The following is a 24,192-nucleotide window of genomic DNA, read 5'->3' on the forward strand; positions in this document are numbered from 1 at the left end:
TGAACTGTTATATATTAAATATAAATTTCTAACAGCTCTGCAGATTCTGCTATAATTTGAAAAGTATTAATTACCGCAGGAATAAGTATTGTTTCTCCTTTTTTTATTATTTCGGTACTATAATCTGTTTTAATAGAGGCTTCTCCATTTACGCACATATATATAATAAAGGAATCAAAAGTATTTTCTTTTGTAATAGTATTTGTTTCTAAAGCCAAATAATTAGTAATAAAAAAAGGACAAGTTACTAGTTTATTAGTTTGATTTTTATTCTTGAAGTAATCAATTTTAAAGTTGTCTTTATAATCAAAATTTATTGCTTCAAGTGCTAAATCGTTATGTAGTTCTCTAGTGTTACCTTTAGCGTCTACTCTGTCCCAATCGTAAACACGGTATGTAATATCGCTAGTTTGTTGTATTTCGGCAAGCATTACTCCTGCTCCAATGGCATGTACCAAACCAACATCTATAAAATAAGAATCTCCTTTTTTTACTTTATTAAAATTTAAAATTTCTGGAAGTGTTTTATTATTTAAATGCTTTAAATATTTTTCTGATGTCATTTTTTCATTAAAGCCTACTATTAAATTTGCTTCTTCGTCGGCTTCTAAAACATACCACATTTCAGTTTTACCAAATGAATTATGACGTTGAGCAGCTAATTTATTATTGGGATGTAGCTGTATTGATAAATCTTCTTTTGCATCTATAAATTTAATTAATAAAGGAAATTTAGTACCAAAGGATTTATAATTTTTTTCTCCTATTAAATCATCTTTATATTCCGCTAAAAGGCTGTTAAGAGTATTGCCTTTAAGTTGGCCATTAGCAACAACCGAAACATCGTTTTCTACAGCACTAATTTCCCAACTTTCTCCTACATTAAGAAGATTTGTTTTTTTATTTAAAACTGATTTTAATTTGTTTCCTCCCCAAATTTTTTCTTTAAAAATAGGTTGAAACTTTATTGGATATAACTTTACTTTTGTCATACTAACCTGAATAGCTTACAAAGTTACGTGGCGTTTCGTACAAAGTAATTTCTAAATCTAAATGAGAAGGTAATTTAGGTTTTATTTTATTATAAATTACAATGGCAATATTTTCTGCTGTTGGATTTAATGCTTTAAATTCTGGGACATCTAAATTTAAATTTTTATGATCGAAAGCTATTTCAACTTCACTTTCTATAATTTCTTTTAATAATTTTAAATCGATTACATATCCCGTTTCTGTGTCTATTTCTCCGGTAACACTAACTATTAAATCGTAATTATGACCATGATAATTGGGGTTATTGCATTTACCAAAAATTAAATCATTTTTTTCATCACTCCAATCTTTTCTGTAAAGTCTGTGAGCCGCATTAAAATGTGCTTTTCTACTAACTGTTACTCTCATCTGCAATGTTTAAAAATTTATAAAATTTATCGAAAATAATTTTAAACCAAGCTGTATATAGTTCCGGCTGTTTTTTTATATCTCTTTTTACATCCTCAAGAGACATCCATTTCCAGGCCTCTACTTCGTCTTTATTTATTTTTGGCAAACCATTATAGTGCCCAACCATAATATGGTCTAATTCATGCTCTGTTAGACCGTTATCAAAAGGTGCCTTGTATATAAAAGACGTTTTCTCTATTAATGGAGTTACAAAACCCATTTCTTCTTGTAAACGTCTTTTTCCTGCTTCTAAGTTTGTTTCTCCTACTCTTTGATGACTACAACATGTATTAGTCCATAGACCTGGTGTATGATATTTACTTAATGCACGTTGCTGGAGCATTAATTCGTTTTTATCATTAAAAATAAAAACTGAAAAAGCACGATGCAATAGCGCTTTTTCATGTGCTTCCATTTTTGGCATTAAACCAATTTGCTCATCTTTTTCGTTTACTAAAATTACTTGTTCTTCTGCCATGTGTATTATTGAAGTGGACAAATTTACAAAATAGGAATTTAAATTAATTCCTTTTAAGTCTAAATTAAGAGATTATGTCTTTGTTTAAACAGTATATAAAACAAAAAAAGCACCTTATAAATAAGGTGCTTTTTTTTAAAATTGATTATTTAGTTTATAAGTATTACCAAATTAATTTTTAGTTACTATAAACATACTTCGTCTGTTTTGTTGGTGTTCTTCTTCACTACATTCTACTCCGTCTGAACAACGGTTTGTAAGTTGTGATTCTCCATAGCCTCTACCTGTAATTCTACTAGCTGATATTCCTCCTCTTTGTATAATCCAATTTTTAGTAGAAACATTTCTTCTATTTGATAATGCTTGGTTATATTCATTAGATGCTCTTGAATCTGTATGAGATTGAACGTCTATGCTAACAGATGGATACTGTTTTAGGTAGTTTATAACTTTTTCTAACTCTATTTGAGCATCTGGCCTTATATTAGATTTATCGAAATTAAAATAAATTGGATTTAGGTCTAATAGTTCGAATAAATCTACTCCAACAGTTGCTGGCTCCTCTATTACTGTTTTAGGTGTTAAATTAAGTTTTAAAGCTATGTCAAGTCTAATTTCTGGATCTATGGTATAGATTATTTCTTCAGAATCGTATCCTTCTTTACTTGCTACAGCTCTAAAATTACCTTTTTTACAATCTGTATTGTAACTAAAAGCACCATTAACATCTGTTGTAAAACGATATACTTTTTCTTTACTATCGTTATAAATTATTACATTGGCATTTGGAATAACAATGTTTGTATTTTTATCTACAACAGTTCCTGCTACTAATTGATTACAAATTTCTCTTTGAAATTTATATATATCATCGTCTCCTTTACCATTATATCTGTTAGATGTTAAATACCCAGTGTTTGTAAATTCATCAATAATAAATTCGAAATCATCACGTGGACTATTTACTGGTTTTCCTAAATTTTGTATTTGTTCTATATTACTAGTGATATTAGCATAAAAGATATCTAAACCTCCTAATCCTTGGTGCCCATCTGAAGAGAAATATAATGTTCCGTTATTACTAACATATGGGAAATTTTCACGCCCTTCTGTATTAATTACATCTCCAAGATTTGTTGGTTCTCCATAACTACCGTCTTCTAAAATGTCTACTACAAATATATCTGACTTTCCTTTTGTTCCAGGCATATCTGATGCGAAGTATAGTTTTTTATTATCTAAACTTAAAGCAGGATGCGCGACGTTATATTCATCGTTATTAAAAGGTAAAGACGTTACATTTGTCCATTTTCCCTCATCGTTTAAGGTAGCTTTATAAATTTTTAATCCTACAACTTTATCACTACTTTTTCTTTTTTTACCATTAATGTAATTATTTCTGGTAAAATACATTGTCTTTCCATCACTCGTGAACGATGTAGAGGATTCGTGAAATTTCGTATTAATTTTCTCTCCTAATCGTTTAGGCTTATCATCACCTGTTTTAACGTAAAACAAATCTAAAAATGGTTGTTCGTTCCATTTGTAAAGTTTTCCTTCTCCTCTAGAAGAAGCAAAAACAATTCCGTCGTTATAAAAAGAGGTTCCAAAGTCTGAAAAACGAGAGTTTATATCTAAATTTTCTATTGTAAAATTACCAGATAACTTATCTATTGTAGTTAAATAGTCTGGTGATTCCATAAACTTTATAGATCTAGAGTCATTAGGTTTTAAAACTGCAAATCTTTTTAAATATTTATTAGCATCTTCATACTTACCAGTAGCCTTAAGTGCCATTGCATATCTGTAATAATATTCGAAATCTACAGCTGTATTTTGAGCTAATAATTCGCCATACCATTTAGCAGCTTCTTCCATTTCAACATTGAAGTAGTATGCATTAGCAAGTTTTGCCATTACTTCCGGACTATTATCTCCAGATTTAACTGCTTTATTTAGGTCTCTAATAACTTCTTTATATTTTAAGTTATTATATTCCTTATCCACACCTGTAATTGTTTTTCCTTCCTCTTGAGAAAAACTTATACTAAAAGTGAAGGCAAAAATTGTAAGTAGTATATATATTCTATTTTTCATAATTATATATTTCTAAAATTAGAAGAATCTTGGTGATAGTATTTTTTGGTTTTGGAAAATCTCATATCTTAAGAATACTTCGTAAGAACCTTGTTCAAATTGAGTTTTACCTAAATCTGTAGTTTCTCTATCGTAACCTACGCCTAACATTAAACCATCTGTTAATTGATATCCTACTAAAGCACTTACCGCCGCACTCCATCTATAAGCTAAACCAAGTGTTAATTTTTCTTTTAATAATGCATTAACAGTTAAATCTGCTTGTAATGGAGCTCCTGCAACTCCCTTAAACAGAATAGCCGGTTTTAATTTTAGGTCTTGATTAATGTCAAAAACATAACCACCTATTAAATATAAGTTAATGTTTTCTTTTGCTACAGATAATGCTGATTCATCAAAATGTTTAGTTTCTAATAAATTTGGTGCCGATAAACCTACATACCATCTGTCTGATTGTCTATAGTAAATTCCTGCACCTACATTTGGAGAGAATCTATTTTCAATATCTGATTGTAATAATGGATCTCCACCATTAAATTGACTTAACTCTGAATAAGCGACATCTAACAAATGACCTCCAGCTTTTACACCAAAAGACAATCTTCCTTCATCTGAAGTGTTAACAGTATATGAGAAATCAATATCGAAATAAGTTTCGTGTGTTGGACCAATATTATCGTTTATAATTGATAATCCTAAACCTACCTTTTCACTATCACCAATTGGAGAGTGAATATTAAAGGTTTGTGTATCTGGTGCTCCATCAAGCCCTACCCATTGTGTTCTATATAGTCCTGCTATACTAATTACGTCTCGAGAACCTGCATAAGCTGGATTAATACTCATTGTATTATACATGTACTGAGTATACTGCGCATCTTGTTGCGCAACACTTTCTGCAGCAAATGTAATACTAAAAAGGATTACTAAAATTAATATTCTATTTTTCATTATAAAGAGGTATAATTTAATTTTGAAGGCAGAATTACTCTGCCTTCATTATTTAGTTTAATTAACGTTGAATGTATAAGTAACCAGCTTTAGATTTCTCTTCGACACCATTATTATAATTTATAATATAATAATATGTACCTACTGGTAATTGTTCTTTTTGCTTGATTGTTACTCTACCTTCAGATTCGCCTTTAAAATACTTACCATTTTGTCCATAACCTTGAGTTTCATAAACTAAAACTCCCCATCTGTTATAAATTTCTACAGTGTTGTCTGGGAATAATTCGATGTTTTTTATAACGAAAACATCATTATCATTATCTCCGTTAGGCGTTACTGCATTAAAGACTTCAATATCTCCTATTACTTGACCATTATCTACCTCTAAATAATCTGGTAGTCCGTCTCCATCACTATCTGCAGCATCATCACCAAACCCAATTCCGTTTCCGTTAGCATCTGGGTTTTCATCTGCAGTTGGTATTCCATCTCCATCATCATCAGTATCTAAATAATCTGGAGTTCCATCATTATCTGTATCATTATCAGTAGGGTCATCATTTCCTGTAGAATCTACTTCTCCATCAGAAATATCGACATCTGCATAATCTTCATTAATAGTTAATATACCATCATTATCATCATCTGTATCTAACCAGTTTGGTGTTCCATCGTCATCTGTATCATTTAATGGGAATTCAATACCGTTGATTACGTTATCATTATCACAATCACCATTAAAGAATTCTGCAGATTGAGGTAACGTAACACTATCTGTTAAGAAACTACAATTCTCAAATATATCTGTACCGTCAATTTCTTCATCTCCATTTGTTACACCGTCTCCATCACAATCAGATGATAAATAAGGTTCTGCGGTAACTACTGTAATATTAGCAGCGTCAAAATCACAAGGATTATCAACTCCTGTTCCATCTAAAATCTCTTGACAATCTGTTACTCCATCTCCATCTGTATCTATAACTGATGCTCCAAACGGATCACATGGATCATTAGGATCAGATATTCCATCTCCAAAATCGTTTGGATCTAATGGTGTTGATGGATCATCAATTCCAGTAGTTTCCTCACAATCTGTTAAACCATCTCCATCAGTATCAACTGTTGACGAACAAGCATTTACTGTTACTGTTACTGTTGCTGTATCACAATTTTGTGGTGTTGCTGTATCACAAACTGTGTAATCAAATGTATCGGTTCCTGTAAATCCTACATCTGGTGTGTAAGTTACAACATCATCACTTGGATCATTTGGCGTGTTGTTTGGATCTATAATTACAACGGTTCCGTTTGCTGGATCGGTTGCACTGATAGTTCCATCGGTTGGAATATCATTATCGTTATCAAACACGTCTACAATTATTGGTGTATTTATATCCGTACTCACCATATCGTCTTCTGTGTCTACGACTGGATCTACTGTTACCGTTACCGTTGCTGTCTCACAATTCTGTGGTGTCGCTGTATCACAAACGGTATAGTCAAATGTATCTGTTCCACTAAAATCTGGATCTGGTGTGTAAGTTACTACATCATCACTTGGATCATTTGGTGTGTTGTTTGGATCGGTAATAACAACGGTTCCGTTTGCTGGATCTGTTGCTGTGATGGTTCCATCTGTTGGAATATCATCATCATTATCAAACACGTCAACAACTACTGGTGTATCCTCATTAGTACTCACAACATCGTCTTCTAAATCTGATAGTGGTGTTACAGTAACTGTTACTGTTGCTGTTGACTCATCGCCATCTGAATCTGTTATTGTGTAATCGAATGTATCGGTTCCATTGAAATCGGCAGCTGGTGTGTACAAGATTGTATCATCTGTTGGATCTGCTGGTGTTCCATTATCGTCTACTGATACTGTTCCGCCTTCTGTGGTTGTTCCACTTGGTAATGTAATGGCTCCTGCATTTGGACCATCGGCTCCAAAGTCATCTAATCCATTGCCATTATCGGCTAAAACATCAATTACATTATCTGTACTGTCTTCTGATACTGTTACTGTATCGTCTTCTGCTACTGGTACATCTTCTGCATTTACTGTTACTGTTACTGTTGCTGTATCACAATTTTGTGGTGTTGCTGTATCACAAACTGTGTAATCAAATGTATCGGTTCCTGTAAATCCTGCATCTGGTGTGTAAGTTACAACATCATCACTTGGATCGTTTGGCGTGTTGTTTGGATCGGTAATGACAACGGTTCCGTTTGCTGGATCGGTTGCACTGATTGTTCCATCGGTTGGAATATCATTATCATTATCAAACACGTCTACAACTACTGGTGTATCTTCATCTGTATTCACCATATCGTCTTCTGTGTCTACAACTGGATCTACTGTTACTGTAACCGTTGCTGTTTCACAATTCTGTGGTGTTGCTGTATCACAAACGGTATAGTCAAATGTATCTGTTCCACTAAAATCTGGATCTGGTGTGTAAGTTACTACATCATCACTTGGATCATTTGGTGTGTTGTTTGGATCGGTAATAACAACGGTTCCGTTTGCTGGATCTGTTGCTGTGATGGTTCCATCTGTTGGAATATCATCATCATTATCAAACACGTCTACAACTACTGGTGTATCCTCATTAGTACTCACAACATCGTCTTCTAAATCTGATAGTGGTGTTACAGTAACTGTTACAGTTGCTGTTGACTCGTCTCCATCTGAATCTGTTATTGTGTAATCGAATGTATCGGTTCCATTGAAATCTGCAGCTGGTGTGTACAAGATTGTATCATCTGTTGGATCTGATGGTGTTCCATTGTCGTCTACTGTTACTGTTCCGCCTTCTGTGGTTGTTCCACTTGGTAATGTAATGGCTCCTGCATTTGGACCATCGGCTCCAAAGTCATCTAATCCATTGCCATTATCGGCTAAAACATCAATTACATTATCTGTACTGTCTTCTGATACTGTTACTGTATCGTCTTCTGCTACTGGTACATCTTCTGCATTTACCGTTACTGTTACTGTTGCTGTATCACAATTTTGTGGTGTTGCTGTATCACAAACTGTGTAATCAAATGTATCGGTTCCTGTAAATCCTGCATCTGGTGTATAAGTTACAACATCATCACTTGGATCGTTTGGCGTGTTGTTTGGATCGGTAATGACAACGGTTCCGTTTGCTGGATCGGTTGCACTGATAGTTCCATCGGTTGGAATATCATTATCGTTATCAAACACGTCTACAACTACTGGTGTATCTTCATCTGTATTCACCATATCATCTTCTGTGTCTACAACTGGATCTACTGTTACTGTAACCGTTGCTGTTTCACAATTCTGTGGTGTTGCTGTATCACAAACTGTATAATCAAATGTATCTGTTCCACTAAAATCTGGATCTGGTGTGTAAGTTACTACATCATCACTTGGATCATTTGGTGTGTTGTTTGGATCGGTAATAACAACGGTTCCGTTTGCTGGATCTGTTGCTACGATTGTGCCATCTGTTGGGATATCATCATCATTATCAAACACGTCTACAACTACTGGTGTATCTTCGTTTGTACTTACTGTATCATCTTCTAAATCTGATAGTGGTGTTACAGTAACTGTTACCGTTGCTGTTGACTCGTCTCCATCTGAATCTGTTATCGTATAATCAAATGTATCAGTACCACTGAAATCTGCTGCTGGTGTGTACACTATAGTATCGTCTGTTGGATCTGTTGGTGTTCCATTGTCGTCTACTGTTACTGTTCCGCCTTCTGTTGTTGTTCCACTTGGTAATGTAATAGCTCCTGCGTTTGGTCCATCTGCTCCAAAATCATCTAAGCCATTGCCATTATCGGCTAAAACATCAATAACATTATCTGTACTGTCTTCTGATACTGTGACAGCATCGTCTTCTGCTACTGGTACATCTTCTGCATTTACTGTTACCGTTACCGTTGCTGTATCACAATTTTGTGGTGTTGCTGTATCACAAACTGTGTAATCAAATGTATCGGTTCCTGTAAATCCTGCATCTGGTGTGTAGGTTACTACATCATCACTTGGATCGTTTGGCGTGTTGTTTGGATCGGTAATGACAACGGTTCCGTTTGCTGGATCGGTTGCACTGATAGTTCCATCGGTTGGAATATCATTATCGTTATCAAACACGTCTACAACTACTGGTGTGTCTTCATCTGTATTCACCATATCGTCTTCTGTGTCTACAACTGGATCTACTGTTACTGTAACCGTTGCTGTTTCACAATTCTGTGGTGTTGCTGTATCACAAACGGTATAGTCAAATGTATCTGTTCCACTAAAATCTGGATCTGGTGTGTAAGTTACTACATCATCACTTGGATCATTTGGTGTGTTGTTTGGATCGGTAATAACAACGGTTCCGTTTGCTGGATCTGTTGCTGTGATGGTTCCATCTGTTGGAATATCATCATCATTATCAAACACGTCTACAACTACTGGTGTATCCTCATTAGTACTCACAACATCGTCTTCTAAATCTGATAGTGGTGTTACAGTAACTGTTACAGTTGCTGTTGACTCGTCTCCATCTGAATCTGTTATTGTGTAATCGAATGTATCGGTTCCATTGAAATCTGCAGCTGGTGTGTACAAGATTGTATCATCTGTTGGATCTGATGGTGTTCCATTGTCGTCTACTGTTACTGTTCCGCCTTCTGTGGTTGTTCCACTTGGTAATGTAATGGCTCCTGCATTTGGACCATCGGCTCCAAAGTCATCTAATCCATTGCCATTATCGGCTAAAACATCAATTACATTATCTGTACTGTCTTCTGATACTGTTACTGTATCGTCTTCTGCTACTGGTACATCTTCTGCATTTACCGTTACTGTTACTGTTGCTGTATCACAATTTTGTGGTGTTGCTGTATCACAAACTGTGTAATCAAATGTATCGGTTCCTGTAAATCCTGCATCTGGTGTATAAGTTACAACATCATCACTTGGATCGTTTGGCGTGTTGTTTGGATCGGTAATGACAACGGTTCCGTTTGCTGGATCGGTTGCACTGATAGTTCCATCGGTTGGAATATCATTATCGTTATCAAACACGTCTACAACTACTGGTGTATCTTCATCTGTATTCACCATATCATCTTCTGTGTCTACAACTGGATCTACTGTTACTGTAACCGTTGCTGTTTCACAATTCTGTGGTGTTGCTGTATCACAAACTGTATAATCAAATGTATCTGTTCCACTAAAATCTGGATCTGGTGTGTAAGTTACTACATCATCACTTGGATCATTTGGTGTGTTGTTTGGATCGGTAATAACAACGGTTCCGTTTGCTGGATCTGTTGCTACGATTGTGCCATCTGTTGGGATATCATCATCATTATCAAACACGTCTACAACTACTGGTGTATCTTCGTTTGTACTTACTGTATCATCTTCTAAATCTGATAGTGGTGTTACAGTAACTGTTACCGTTGCTGTTGACTCGTCTCCATCTGAATCTGTTATCGTATAATCGAATGTATCGGTTCCATTGAAATCTGCAGCTGGTGTGTACAAGATTGTGTCATCTGTTGGATCTGCTGGTGTTCCATTATCGTCTACTGTTACTGTTCCGCCTTCTGTTGTTGTTCCACTTGGTAATGTAATAGCTCCTGCGTTTGGTCCATCTGCTCCAAAATCATCTAAGCCATTGCCATTATCGGCTAAAACATCAATAACATTATCTGTACTGTCTTCTGATACTGTGACAGCATCGTCTTCTGCTACTGGTACATCTTCTGCATTTACTGTTACCGTTACCGTTGCTGTATCACAATTTTGTGGTGTTGCTGTATCACAAACTGTGTAATCAAATGTATCGGTTCCTGTAAATCCTGCATCTGGTGTGTAGGTTACTACATCATCACTTGGATCGTTTGGCGTGTTGTTTGGATCGGTAATGACAACGGTTCCGTTTGCTGGATCGGTTGCACTGATTGTTCCATCGGTTGGAATATCATTATCGTTATCAAACACGTCTACAACTACTGGTGTGTCTTCATCTGTATTCACCATATCGTCTTCTGTGTCTACAACTGGATCTACTGTTACTGTAACCGTTGCTGTTTCACAATTCTGTGGTGTTGCTGTATCACAAACGGTATAGTCAAATGTATCTGTTCCACTAAAATCTGGATCTGGTGTGTAAGTTACTACATCATCACTTGGATCATTTGGTGTGTTGTTTGGATCGGTAATAACAACGGTTCCGTTTGCTGGATCTGTTGCTACGATTGTGCCATCTGTTGGGATATCATTATCATTATCAAACACGTCTACAACTACTGGTGTATCTTCGTTTGTACTTACTGTATCATCTTCTAAATCTGATAGTGGTGTTACAGTAACGGTTACCGTTGCTGTTGACTCATTTCCATTATCATCTGTTATCGTATAATCAAATGTATCAGTTCCATTGAAGTCTGCATCTGGTGTGTAAACTACATAGTCATCACTTGGATCTGCTGGTGTACCATTATCATTGATAGTTACTGTTCCATTGGCTGGTGTAGTAACTGCAGTGATAGTTGTTGGTTCTGTACCTAAATCGTCGTTGTCTAATACATCGATATCTACTGGTGTATCTTCTGCTGTTGTTGCGGTATCGTTTTCTGCATCTGGTGTTGGTGTTACAGTAACCGTTACCGTTGCTGTTGACTCATTTCCATTAGCATCTGTAATCGTATAATCGAACGTATCGGTTGGACCATCGAAGTCTGCATTTGGTGTGTAAACGACATAGTCATCACTTGGATCTGCTGGTGTACCATTATCATTAATAGTTACTGTTCCATTGGCTGGTGTAGTAACTACAGTGATAGTTGTTGGTTCTGTACCTAAATCGTCGTTGTCTAATACATCGATATCTACTGGTGTATCTTCTTCTGTTGTTGCGGTATCGTTTTCTGCATCTGGTGTTGGTGTTACAGTAACCGTTACCGTTGCTGTTGACTCATTTCCATTAGCATCTGTAATCGTATAATCGAACGTATCGGTTGGACCATCGAAGTCTGCATTTGGTGTGTAAACGACATAGTCATCACTTGGATCTGCTGGTGTACCATTATCATTGATAGTTGCTGTTCCATTGGCTGGTGTAGTAACTGCAGTGATAGTTGTTGGTTCTGTTCCTAAATCGTCGTTGTCTAATACATCGATATCTACTGGTGTATCTTCTTCTGTTGTTGCGGTATCGTTTTCTGCATCTGGTGTTGGTGTTACAGTAACCGTTACCGTTGCTGTTGACTCATTTCCATTAGCATCTGTAATCGTATAATCGAACGTATCGGTTGGACCATCGAAGTCTGCATTTGGTGTGTAAACGACATAGTCATCACTTGGATCTGCTGGTGTACCATTATCATTGATAGTTGCTGTTCCATTGGCTGGTGTAGTAACTGCAGTGATAGTTGTTGGTTCTGTACCTAAATCGTCGTTGTCTAATACATCGATATCTACTGGTGTATCTTCTTCTGTTGTTGCGGTATCGTTTTCTGCATCTGGTGTTGGTGTTACAGTAACCGTTACCGTTGCTGTTGACTCATTTCCATTAGCATCTGTAATCGTATAATCGAACGTATCGGTTGGACCATCGAAGTCTGCATCTGGTGTGTAAACGACATAGTCATCACTTGGATCTGCTGGTGTACCATTATCATTAATAGTTACTGTTCCATTGGCTGGTGTAGTAACTGCAGTGATAGTTGTTGGTTCTGTACCTAAATCGTCGTTGTCTAATACATCGATATCTACTGGTGTATCTTCTTCTGTTGTTGCGGTATCGTTTTCTGCATCTGGTGTTGGTGTTACAGTAACCGTTACCGTTGCTGTTGACTCATTTCCATTAGCATCTGTAATCGTATAATCGAACGTATCGGTTGGACCATCGAAGTCTGCATCTGGTGTGTAAACTACATAGTCATCACTTGGATCTGCTGGTGTACCATTATCATTAATAGTTGCTGTTCCATTGGCTGGTGTAGTAACTGCAGTGATAGTTGTTGGTTCTGTTCCTAAATCGTCGTTGTCTAATACATCGATATCTACTGGTGTATCTTCTTCTGTTGTTGCTGTATCGTTTTCTGCATCTGGTGTTGGTGTTACAGTAACCGTTACCGTTGCTGTTGACTCATTTCCATTAGCATCTGTAATCGTGTAATCGAACGTATCGGTTGGACCATCGAAGTCTGCATCTGGTGTGTAAACTACATAGTCATCACTTGGATCTGCTGGTGTACCATTATCATTAATAGTTGCTGTTCCATTGGCTGGTGTAGTAACTGCAGTGATAGTTGTTGGTTCTGTTCCTAAATCGTCGTTGTCTAATACATCGATATTTACTGGTGTATCTTCTGCTGTTGTTGCGGTATCGTTTTCTGCATCTGGTGTTGGTGTTACAGTAACGGTTACCGTTGCTGTTGACTCATTTCCATTAGCATCTGTAATCGTGTAATCGAACGTATCGGTTGGACCATCGAAGTCTGCATCTGGTGTGTAAACTACATAGTCATCACTTGGATCTGCTGGTGTACCATTATCATTAATAGTTGCTGTTCCATTGGCTGGTGTAGTAACTGCAGTGATAGTTGTTGGTTCTGTTCCTAAATCGTCGTTGTCTAATACATCGATATCTACTGGTGTATCTTCTGCTGTTGTTGCTGTATCGTTTTCTGCATCTGGTGTTGGTGTTACAGTAACCGTTACCGTTGCTGTTGACTCATTTCCATTAGCATCTGTAATCGTATAATCGAACGTATCGGTTGGACCATCGAAGTCTGCATCTGGTGTGTAAACTACATAGTCATCACTTGGATCTGCTGGTGTACCATTATCATTAATAGTTGCTGTTCCATTGGCTGGTGTAGTAACTGCAGTGATAGTTGTTGGTTCTGTTCCTAAATCGTCGTTGTCTAATACATCGATATCTACTGGTGTATCTTCTGCTGTTGTTGCTGTATCGTTTTCTGCATCTGGTGTTGGTGTTACAGTAACCGTTACCGTTGCTGTTGACTCATTTCCATTAGCATCTGTAATTGTATAATCGAATGTATCGGTTGGACCATCGAAGTCTGCATCTGGTGTGTAAACTACATAGTCATCACTTGGATCTGCTGGTGTACCATTATCATTAATAGTTGCTGTTCCATTGGCTGGTGTAGTAACTGCAGTGATAGTTGTTGGTTCTGTTCCTAAATCGTCGTTGTCTAATACATCGATATCTACTGGTGTATCTTCTGCTGTTGTTGCTGTATCGTTTTCTGCATCTGGTGTTGGTGTTACAGTAACCGTTACCGTTGCTGTTGACTCATTTCCATTAGCATCTGTAATCGTATAATCGAACGTATCGGTTGGACCATCGAAGTCTGCATTTGGTGTGTAAACGACATAGTCATCACTTGGATCTGCTGGTGTACCATTATCATTAATAGTTGCTGTTCCATTGGCTGGTGTAGTAACTGCAGTGATAGTTGTTGGTTCTGTACCTAAATCGTCGTTGTCTAATACATCGATATCTACTGGTGTATCTTCTTCTGTTGTTGCGGTATCGTTTTCTGCATCTGGTGTTGGTGTTACAGTAACCGTTACCGTTGCTGTTGACTCATTTCCATTAGCATCTGTAATCGTATAATCGAACGTATCGGTTGGACCATCGAAGTCTGCATCTGGTGTGTAAACTACATAGTCATCACTTGGATCTGCTGGTGTACCATTATCATTAATAGTTGCTGTTCCATTGGCTGGTGTAGTAACTGCAGTGATAGTTGTTGGTTCTGTTCCTAAATCGTCGTTGTCTAATACATCGATATCTACTGGTGTATCTTCTTCTGTTGTTGCTGTATCGTTTTCTGCATCTGGTGTTGGTGTTACAGTAACCGTTACCGTTGCTGTTGACTCATTTCCATTAGCATCTGTAATCGTATAATCGAACGTATCGGTTGGACCATCGAAGTCTGCATCTGGTGTGTAAACTACATAGTCATCACTTGGATCTGCTGGTGTACCATTATCATTAATAGTTGCTGTTCCATTGGCTGGTGTAGTAACTGCAGTGATAGTTGTTGGTTCTGTTCCTAAATCGTCGTTGTCTAATACATCGATATCTACTGGTGTATCTTCTGCTGTTGTTGCTGTATCGTTTTCTGCATCTGGTGTTGGTGTTACAGTAACCGTTACCGTTGCTGTTGACTCATTTCCATTAGCATCTGTAATTGTATAATCGAATGTATCGGTTGGACCATCGAAGTCTGCATCTGGTGTGTAAACTACATAGTCATCACTTGGATCTGCTGGTGTACCATTATCATTAATAGTTGCTGTTCCATTGGCTGGTGTAGTAACTGCAGTGATAGTTGTTGGTTCTGTTCCTAAATCGTCGTTGTCTAATACATCGATATCTACTGGTGTATCTTCTGCTGTTGTTGCCGTATCGTTTTCTGCATCTGGTGTTGGTGTTACAGTAACCGTTACCGTTGCTGTTGACTCATTTCCATTAGCATCTGTAATCGTATAATCGAACGTATCGGTTGGACCATCGAAGTCTGCATCTGGTGTGTAAACGACATAGTCATCACTTGGATCTGCTGGTGTACCATTATCATTAATAGTTACTGTTCCATTGGCTGGTGTAGTAACTGCAGTGATAGTTGTTGGTTCTGTACCTAAATCGTCGTTGTCTAATACATCGATATCTACTGGTGTATCTTCTTCTGTTGTTGCGGTATCGTTTTCTGCATCTGGTGTTGGTGTTACAGTAACCGTTACCGTTGCTGTTGACTCATTTCCATTAGCATCTGTAATCGTATAATCGAACGTATCGGTTGGACCATCGAAGTCTGCATCTGGTGTGTAAACGACATAGTCATCACTTGGATCTGCTGGTGTACCATTATCATTAATAGTTGCTGTTCCATTGGCTGGTGTAGTAACTGCAGTGATAGTTGTTGGTTCTGTACCTAAATCGTCGTTGTCTAATACATCGATATTTACTGGTGTATCTTCTTCTGTTGTTGCGGTATCGTTTTCTGCATCTGGTGTTGGTGTTACAGTAACCGTTACCGTTGCTGTTGACTCATTTCCATTAGCATCTGTAATCGTATAATCGAACGTATCGGTTGGACCATCGAAGTCTGCATCTGGTGTGTAAACGACATAGTCATCACTTGGATCTGCTGGTGTACCATTATCATTAATAGTTGCTGTTCCATTGGCTGGTGTAGTAACTGCAGTGATAGTTGTTGGTTCTGTACCTAAATCGTCGTTGTCTAATACATCGATATTTACTGGTGTATCTTCTTCTGTTGTTGCGGTATCGTTTTCTGCATCTGGTGTTGGTGTTACAGTAACCGTTACCGTTGCTGTTGACTCATTTCCATTAGCATCTGTAATCGTATAATCGAACGTATCGGTTGGACCATCGAAGTCTGCATCTGGTGTGTAAACGACATAGTCATCACTTGGATCTGCTGGTGTACCATTATCATTAATAGTTGCTGTTCCATTGGCTGGTGTAGTAACTGCAGTGATAGTTGTTGGTTCTGTTCCTAAATCGTCGTTGTCTAATACATCGATATCTACTGGTGTATCTTCTGCTGTTGTTGCTGTATCGTTTTCTGCATCTGGTGTTGGTGTTACAGTAACGGTTACCGTTGCTGTTGACTCATTTCCATTAGCATCTGTAATCGTGTAATCGAACGTATCGGTTGGACCATCGAAGTCTGCATCTGGTGTGTAAACTACATAGTCATCACTTGGATCTGCTGGTGTACCATTATCATTAATAGTTGCTGTTCCATTGGCTGGTGTAGTAACTGCAGTGATAGTTGTTGGTTCTGTTCCTAAATCGTCGTTGTCTAATACATCGATATCTACTGGTGTATCTTCTTCTGTTGTTGCTGTATCGTTTTCTGCATCTGGTGTTGGTGTTACAGTAACCGTTACCGTTGCTGTTGACTCATTTCCATTAGCATCTGTAATCGTGTAATCGAACGTATCGGTTGGACCATCGAAGTCTGCATCTGGTGTGTAAACTACATAGTCATCACTTGGATCTGCTGGTGTACCATTATCATTAATAGTTGCTGTTCCATTGGCTGGTGTAGTAACTGCAGTGATAGTTGTTGGTTCTGTTCCTAAATCGTCGTTGTCTAATACATCGATATCTACTGGTGTATCTTCTGCTGTTGTTGCTGTATCGTTTTCTGCATCTGGTGTTGGTGTTACAGTAACCGTTACCGTTGCTGTTGACTCATTTCCATTAGCATCTGTAATCGTGTAATCGAACGTATCGGTTGGACCATCGAAGTCTGCATCTGGTGTGTAAACTACATAGTCATCACTTGGATCTGCTGGTGTACCATTATCATTAATAGTTGCTGTTCCATTGGCTGGTGTAGTAACTACAGTGATAGTTGTTGGTTCTGTACCTAAATCGTCGTTGTCTAATACATCGATATTTACTGGTGTATCTTCTTCTGTTGTTGCGGTATCGTTTTCTGCATCTGGTGTTGGTGTTACAGTAATTATTTCGTTAGCTGTATCTGTACCTCCATTCCCATCATTTATAACGTAAGGTATTGTAACTGTTCCATAATAATCTGAATCTGGTGTAAAGATAATTAAATCATCACTTGGATCTGCTGGAGTATTATTTGGATCTGTTATTACAACTGTTCCGTTAGTTACAAGAATTGTTTGTGGTGTTCCAGGTGTTAAGGTTTCTCCATTAATAGATTCTATAACTAATGTATCTAAATCTACATCGGTATCTAAATCTAAAGGTGTCAATTCTACACTATCATCCTCATCAACAGTATAGTTATCATCCACAGCAATTGGTGCACTATTATTTATATTTAAAGTAGCACTTGCTTCCTCAGGACATATATTAGCCTCATTTGTAAAAATCACATTATAAATATTACCATCATCAGTAGTTAATAATAACGGTGTAGTGTAACTAACTTGAGTTCCAGAAGTTGTTGTTCCAGAAGCACCAGCTATATCACTAAATGTAGCTCCTCCATCTGTACTAATCTGCCATTGGTATTCTAAATCTGTTGAAGCTGAAGTTATTGGTGTTGTTGTTACTGCTGTTCCTGAAGCTGTAGCTGTGAAAGTAGCGGTACCACCTACTACTCCATTCTGATCTGTTGGAACAGTATCGATTGAAGTGATAATTCCTTGTAAATATGTTTCTCCGGCAGTAATTGCAACCGGTTGAGTTGAATAGTGATTATCATTTGGTCCACTAAGTCCTGCTGCTGTTACTAAACCATCTGCATCTACAGTTGGCGTTCCAGAACCGTAATTACCATTATTATCAGAATCTGTATCTGCATTTGCATAAGCTTCATCTGCATCATTACATCCATCTCCATCGCTATCTTCATCTAAATAATCTGGGATTGTATCTCCATCAGTATCAGGTGCATTGAAAAACACGTGCTGTGGATTATTATAAAGATCTATTCTACATTCATCAAATCTAATAGAGTAGTATCTATCCACTTGATTATTAGTGCTTTTTGCTGCACCAATAGTAAAGTTGAAAGAGTTAACATCTCTTTTTTGGAAGAAAACTCTATAGATATTTGCTGTATCAATAGGCTCTATTGGAGCACTTCCTGTACCGTTAGCAATGAATTGAACAACTCCAGAACCTATATCTGATGCAATAACATTTGTTGGTCCGCCTAAACTATAACCTACAATATCTTGAACTCTATAATATTCTCTAATTCCATTACCACTATCAATATCCTGAATAAAACCACCTACTCTATCAACATTTGCACTAACTGGAGCACTATTAGGACTAGAAGCAAGTATAAATCTAACCTCTAATTGAATTGATAAATTTCCAGTAGCACCAGTTGCGTAACGTAATCGAGGTTGAAGCGCATTATTATCACCTAAATTTTGATCGATAGATTGTATAGTTACAGAATTACTTTTTTGAACTACTCTAACTATAGCATCTATTGCTGTACCATTTGAATCTGACCCAACACCAACAAAACGATATTGAGCATTTACTGTTCCTATTCCGGTTCCGGTTCCTGTAATATATGTACCTCCTGTAAAATTATAATTTAACCCTGTACAAACTCCTTCTCCATTTGTATAAAAACCATATCCTTCTGTTACATCTGTTATTCCATCATTATCATCATCATAATCGTCTGGATTTAATACATTATCACCATCTGCATCTGTTGGAGTAGATTTATCTCTAAAATCTACATTACCACCTGAACCTAAATCTCCATCTGAATCTGGTAAAAGAGCCGTATCGTTAATTGTTCCATTTGGATCACTATAATCTGGCAATCCGCCTACTAATACATTTGTTGTATCTACAGCATCATCAAGACCATCTCCATCTGTATCTGTATTATCTAATGTTAATCCTGCTTCAACAGTATCATTAGCACCTTGATTATCCGAATCTAAATCTAAATAATCTGGATTATCTACTGTATCTGTATTTACTGGAAGAAGTCCTAATTCTTCATTATTAAAATTATAAGATACTGGCAATCCATTTGCTGTAACATTTGGAATTCCATCATTAGCTGTTGAACTATCACTTCCATCATCTAAAGGAGCTATGTAACCTAAAGTTGTTTGAGCTTCGTTATTATCTGGAATACCATCTCCGTCAGCATCTAAATCTAAATGGTTTGGAATACCATCGTTATCTGGGTCTAAATTAGAGCAAATTCCTTGGCCATTTAGTGTACAAAAATCTGCATCTTGATAGTTAAGAATACCATCATTGTCATCATCTCCAGTTGGGTCAATTCCTCCAGATTCTACTGTATCTAATATTCCATCATTATCATCATCGATATCAACGTTATCAAGTACTCCATCACCGTCCGTATCAACAGGATTACAAATAAAAGCTTGAACTGTATCATCAGTAGCACTTACATCTGCCTGACCATTTCCACTATTGGCCGCATTAGGAATACCATTTGTATTTATTGCTCCCGTAATCATACCATTAGCATCTAATTGAGCTGGAGTAATTCCTCCATTTCCTTCTAAAGCATCAAAACATCCATCACCATCACTGTCTAAATCTAAATGATTTGGAATACCATCTCCATCTGAATCAACAGTTGTAGTCGTTGAAGGATTATTAAAGTTTGAAGGACAATCAAAAGTTACATTATGTTGTCTTCCAGAAGCTGAAGCTCCATCTATTCTAGCTATTACTCCTAACCTAATAGTGTAAGTAGATTTCCCTGTATGTTGCGTTGAATAATTTACTTGTGGAAAGCTATCTGTTACACCTGGATATTCTGTAATACCCGATGTACCAACTATAAAATTACTCTCTTCTGTTATTAAAAGTTCTGTTGGATTGTCTACAGCATAACTATCTGCTGATTCTGACCAATTTTGCTCACCATATCGTTGTCCACCATCTACATCGTTAAATGTTACAAAGAAATTTGGTATAACTACATCGTTAACACCAACTGTTCCTCCTGTAGAAACGAAATCGAATCTATATTCTGTATATGCTCTTGTTCCTGAAGTTGCAAGATTAAATGCTGAACGTGGTTGGAAAGCATTTGGATTAGAGGCATTATCATCTAATACAGGAACTGTTGTTCCATTTAATTCTGTTATCGTTACTAACGCATCGATACCAGTAGCAACATTTGAAAATCTAAAAGTCTCGTTTAATAAGAAAGTAGCGGCATCACCATCTCCCGATTCTTCGGTAAATGCATTATTAAAATTTAATGTTGTTTGAGTTCCACATACTGGAGCAGCATTAGTGATTACTAATCCTTCATCAGCATCTGAAATTCCATCATTATCATCGTCATCATCACATGCATCTGGATATGCATCTCCATCTGCATTTGCATTATCATCAAAACCAGGACATTGATCTAGAGCATCAATAATTCCATCGTTGTCTGAATCACATTGTCCATCACTATCTGAAGGAGTACCATCTACAGAACCTCCAACACCTTGTCCGTTAGCTTGGTTAGTTACATTATCTGGAACACCATTAGCATCAACTGTTCCGTTTAATTGACCATTAGCAGATACTTCTGTTGCAGAAATATTTTCATTTCCTTCTAACGCATCAAAACAACCATCATTATCACTATCAACATCTAAATAATCCGGAATACCATCATTATCGTAATCCGATGTACAACCTGGAGTAACCTGAGTAGTACTTGATGGATTAGTAAACGATTGTGTATTAAACAAGTAACCAGTATCAAACTGACGTTTAGCAAAAGTAATATCAAACTGATCTACAAATGGCATTTGAATACCAAACCATAAGTTTTCATCCGCTGCTCCTGTAGAATTACCAGTTGAAGTTACTCTAAGAAATGAGCCTGCAGAACCAAATGAAGATGTAGTAACACTACTAGCTACTACTAAAGAAGTTGTAGTAGTCACTTCATAATCTAAGATATCAGCTTTATTAAATTCAACAAGCTCACCTGGAGTTGTATCGTCAATATCTTGAAATACCATATTTGCTGGTACTTCAATAAGATTATTAGTTCCGTTTATTAAAAATTCAAAATCGAAATTAGCAAAACCAGTTATTGCTGGATCTGTACTTGCTAAATATATAGGGTAATAAATTATAGGTTCTCCATTTGCTGGATCAAAACTAACACCCGAAAGATCTACTTCTAAATTAGCTGGGTCTGAATTCCCTAAAACTGTAATTCTTAAATCTATAGCAGTACCTTCGTATGATCCTACATTAGCATATCTTGCTGTATCACCAATATTTCCTGGATTACCACTCGCTGTATATGTTAAATCTGTAGCTTGTATTAGAATATCGACAGTTTTAGAAGGTGAACATTCGTTTGCGTCTAAAATACCGTCATTATCATTATCTAAATCACAACCATTAGGCACTCCATCTCCATCAATATCTGCCGTATCATCGAAACCGTTACATATATCATTTGCATCAATTACTCCATCTCCATCAGAATCACATTGTCCAAATGAATCAAATTGAGTATTATCTATCGATGTCCCTGCTGTTTGTCCATTGTTAACATCAACATTATTAGGTACACCAGTTGTTGAATCTACTGCTCCATCTAATTGTCCATTAGGTAAAACATTAACTGCTTCAATATTATCACCTCCTTCAAGCGCATCAAAACAACCATCTCCATCTGAATCTGTGTCAAAAATATCCGGTGTTCCATCACCATCTGAATCCTTTGCTACACAATATTCTAACTCAAAAAATTGCATAGTAACAGCTCCTGAATTTCCGTCTTGTTTCCCTACAGCTATACTTATCTCTGTAACAGGTCCTGAAATAAAAGCTCTTATAGCATTATTAGGTGCATTTGCTCCACCTGCAGAACTAACCACACTTTGTCCACTAAATACTCCATTAGCGCCTAAATTTATATCTGATAATATTACAGGTGTATTGATAGCTCCATTAGAAGCCGTAAAATCTGCTCTATCTTGGTTATCTAAACCTCCAAATTTAAATTCTACATTATATACTGGCTCAGAAAAAGTGTACGTATATACAGCTATATCTCCATTAGGAAAATTTGTATTATTTGGTTGAGTATTAATATAATCACCTGTTACACCAGCTGTACTTGCACTATTAACTCCTGTACCCCAATTAGTAGAACCCAACAACTCATAAGTAGCAGAAACAACATCAACTCCATCAAAAGGATATATATTATTTAATGTTGCTGAAGCAGATCCTCCATTTGTTCCTGTATCATTGTTTGTAAAAGTTTGCCCTAAATTTACAAAGCCAGGAGAACATGATAATTCATTAATATCAAGAATACCATCATTATCATCATCTAAATCTGTTTGATCATCAATACCATCACCATCATTATCCGGATACACTGTTACTGATATAGTAGCCGGATTAGAAGTAGCTGCCTGATTATTACCATCTAAGACATAATCATCATTAATTGTATAAGGCAAACTTGCTGTACCTAAAAAGCCGGTTACTGGTGTAAAAGTAACATCTCCAGAACCATTAACAGACCATGCACCTTCAGCAGTTGAAATACTATTTTGAATACCTGGAGTAGATGTATCTAAATCTACCGTTGCTGGATCAATATTTCCATCCCCATCTATATCTGTACTAGTTACATTAAATGTTGTTGGCGTGTTTATTGCAGTAATATCTGAATTATCATCTGCAACTGGAACCTCATTAACAGCATCTACAGTAATAGATACTTGTACAGTTTCTATAAAAACACTATTAGCAGCTGTTGCTGTTGTTAATGCCGCGTTTGCACCTGGAGTTATTAATAATGGCTCTGTAGTAGCAGTTGCCGTAAAACGTAATTTATTAGTTGCCCATGTGTTAACAGAGAGAGGAGAAACAGAATTAGTAACACCTCCAGCTGTAAAAGCATATTGATCGTTATAAGTTCCTGCATAATAAAAACCACTTTCCCCTGTTTGAGCTGTAACAACTGTTAAAGAATAAGCTATTACTTCATACTCCTTCCCAATTGTAAGATTTGTTATATCAGTTCCAACAGATTCTTCTCCTCCTGCAGTACCAATATCTCTTAGTGACAACCAATCATTATGATTATTAGGAGGCAATGGCAAAGTTATATTAGTTGTGCTACCTTCTGCTATGACCCAATCAGCATTTCCTCCTCCTGTACCAGGAGCAGCACCTGTTGTATTATTTGAAATATCAGGTGTTCCTCCTGTATCTGCCCAACCTGTAGGCGCACAATTAGAACATGGTGTCCCTCCGTCTGTTGCAGCAATATTTTGTCCAAACATCGTAAATGATGATACAAAAAGTACCACGGCTAACAAATTCTTTGTTAAATTAAATTTTAACGAAAATTGAGTAAAGTTTTTCATATCTAGAATGAATATATTTTATTTTTATTTTGAAAAACACAACAGCTAATAGCTATTAATGAAGCAATTATATATAGGGAATTATTAAAAACAGTATTGTTTTTAATTTTTTGAAATTCAAATAGTTGTAGTGTAAAGTTTTTTTCCAATATATGGTTATTTAAAAATCAATACTTTTAAATTTATATGAAAAGAAATATCAACAATCTTATTCACACTGTAAAATTATATAAACAAATTTAATTTACATACTAAAATAAAAACAATACAACATTATTTTAAACTTATACGTTGTAGTGAA

Annotated in this window: 6 protein-coding genes; all 6 read right to left on the minus strand. The window is 36.5% G+C overall.

Features of this window, described 5'->3' with window-relative positions:
- Window positions 1–14: 14 nt before the first annotated feature.
- Window positions 15–992 carry a type I phosphomannose isomerase catalytic subunit gene (locus BWR22_RS11365; protein ID WP_076733788.1) on the minus strand — a complete coding sequence of 326 codons (978 nt, stop codon included), beginning with the start codon at window positions 990–992 and terminating at the stop codon, window positions 15–17.
- A 1-nt stretch (window position 993) separates the two neighbouring features.
- Window positions 994–1,401 (minus strand): 6-pyruvoyl trahydropterin synthase family protein, encoded by a 408-nt coding sequence (locus BWR22_RS11370; protein WP_076733789.1) that lies wholly within the window; start codon window positions 1,399–1,401, stop codon window positions 994–996.
- On the minus strand, window positions 1,385–1,921 hold the full coding sequence (gene idi, locus BWR22_RS11375) for an isopentenyl-diphosphate Delta-isomerase (protein ID WP_076733790.1): 537 nt from the start codon (window positions 1,919–1,921) through the stop codon (window positions 1,385–1,387). The genes BWR22_RS11370 and idi overlap by 17 nt, the downstream gene beginning before the upstream one ends.
- A gap of 171 nt (window positions 1,922–2,092) precedes the next feature.
- Window positions 2,093–4,018, minus strand: coding sequence for an OmpA family protein (locus BWR22_RS11380; protein ID WP_076733791.1), 1,926 nt, complete (start codon window positions 4,016–4,018; stop codon window positions 2,093–2,095).
- A gap of 18 nt (window positions 4,019–4,036) precedes the next feature.
- Complete coding sequence (locus BWR22_RS11385; protein ID WP_076733792.1) at window positions 4,037–4,969, minus strand: PorP/SprF family type IX secretion system membrane protein; 933 nt, start codon at window positions 4,967–4,969, stop codon at window positions 4,037–4,039.
- Window positions 4,970–5,030: 61 nt separating this feature from the next.
- Window positions 5,031–23,891 carry an Ig-like domain-containing protein gene (locus BWR22_RS11390; protein ID WP_156875598.1) on the minus strand — a complete coding sequence of 6,287 codons (18,861 nt, stop codon included), beginning with the start codon at window positions 23,889–23,891 and terminating at the stop codon, window positions 5,031–5,033.
- Between the last annotated feature and the right edge of the window lie 301 nt (window positions 23,892–24,192).

The organism is Lacinutrix venerupis, from assembly GCF_001971745.1.
GTDB classification, from domain to species: domain Bacteria; phylum Bacteroidota; class Bacteroidia; order Flavobacteriales; family Flavobacteriaceae; genus Lacinutrix; species Lacinutrix venerupis.

What these genes read in the sequence shown, in the direction of transcription:
- BWR22_RS11390 (WP_156875598.1), bottom strand. Translation starts at nt 23,891, where the DNA reads ATGAAAAACTTTACTCAATTTTCGTTAAAATTTAATTTAACAAAGAAT.
- BWR22_RS11385 (WP_076733792.1), bottom strand. Translation starts at nt 4,969, where the DNA reads ATGAAAAATAGAATATTAATTTTAGTAATCCTTTTTAGTATTACATTT.
- idi (WP_076733790.1), bottom strand. Translation starts at nt 1,921, where the DNA reads ATGGCAGAAGAACAAGTAATTTTAGTAAACGAAAAAGATGAGCAAATT.
- BWR22_RS11380 (WP_076733791.1), bottom strand. Translation starts at nt 4,018, where the DNA reads ATGAAAAATAGAATATATATACTACTTACAATTTTTGCCTTCACTTTT.
- BWR22_RS11365 (WP_076733788.1), bottom strand. Translation starts at nt 992, where the DNA reads ATGACAAAAGTAAAGTTATATCCAATAAAGTTTCAACCTATTTTTAAA.
- BWR22_RS11370 (WP_076733789.1), bottom strand. Translation starts at nt 1,401, where the DNA reads ATGAGAGTAACAGTTAGTAGAAAAGCACATTTTAATGCGGCTCACAGA.